Raw genomic sequence first — 1,069 nt, 5'->3', positions numbered from 1 at the left:
AAAATCGCGCACGTCTCGCGCAGTATGGCGTGGATCCCCGGAAATTGGCGGGGACCGACCTTCACGCTCGATGCCGTATTCTCCACGTACTGGGTACGTTCGACACCCCATTCGATGTATTTGGCCACGACCCGGTCGAACCCGGGAAGGCGCTTCAACGTACGGGTGGCCCGCCGGTCAAGCGGATGTCGGAACGCGTCCGGATCGAGCCCTGGCAGGCGAATCCGTCCACTGTCTGGGACGGCGTTCACCGACGGCTTCCGGATGCTGACAACCTCGTCGGCTTCGGCCATCCCCCACCTCTCGTGGCGCCCGTCCCCGGTCGCATTGTCGACCGAAGCCGGGATGTCAGGCGTCATAGTAGAGCGCCCCGTCGCCCCACGACAGCCCTACGCTCGAACGCGAGGACGTCACCTGCGCGACACCGGACCCGCCACACCCGACCGGCAACGATGAGCGTCGGCAGGTCAGCGTCGGCGGGTGAGCGTCGGCAGGTGAGCGTCGGCAACCGGTCACCGTCAACGGCCGACGAAGTCCGCCTTGCCCGGGCCCCGCTCGGCAAAGGACTCCATGCCGATGCGCTTATCCTCGGTCCCGAACAGCCCGGTGAACACCGCGGTCTCCAGCCGTAGCCCGTCGGACAGTCCAACGTCCAAACCGTCGTCGATCGCCACCTTGGCCGCCCGCAGCGCCAGCGACGGCCCCTGCGTGAACCGGCCGGCCAGGCGCAGAGCCTCGGCGTAGACGTCGTCCGGGGCCACCACCCGGTCGGCGAGACCGATCTCCTTGGCCTCGGGTGCGCGCACCTGGCGACCCGTGAATATCAGGTCCTTGGCCCTGGCTGCGCCGATCAGCCGGGGCAGCCGCTGCGTTCCGCCCGCGCCTGGGATGACTCCGAGCAGGATCTCGGGCAGCCCGACCTTGGCGTCGTCACCGAAAACCCGGAAGTCGGCACACAGGGCGAGCTCCAGCCCGCCACCGAGGGCGTATCCGGTCACCGCGGCGACCACGGGCTTGGGGATACGGGCCACCTGCTCGAAGGTTGCGGTGAGTTCACTGACCCACGCCA

The 1,069-nt window shown here is 68.5% G+C and carries 1 protein-coding gene and 1 pseudogene; both read right to left on the bottom strand.

From position 1 onward, the window contains the following. Window positions 1–359: pseudogene (locus U9977_RS09670) on the bottom strand (hypothetical protein); the annotation flags it as partial. A gap of 159 nt (window positions 360–518) precedes the next feature. Next, a partial coding sequence (locus tag U9977_RS09665; protein ID WP_322748871.1) for an enoyl-CoA hydratase/isomerase family protein occupies window positions 519–1,069 on the bottom strand: 551 nt, incomplete at its 5' end.

Source organism: Protofrankia sp. Cas8 (genome assembly GCF_963555845.1).
Lineage (GTDB): Bacteria > Actinomycetota > Actinomycetes > Frankiales > Frankiaceae > Protofrankia.
Note: the sequence above shows the minus strand (reverse complement) of the source record. Positions and strands in the feature narration are given on the sequence as shown.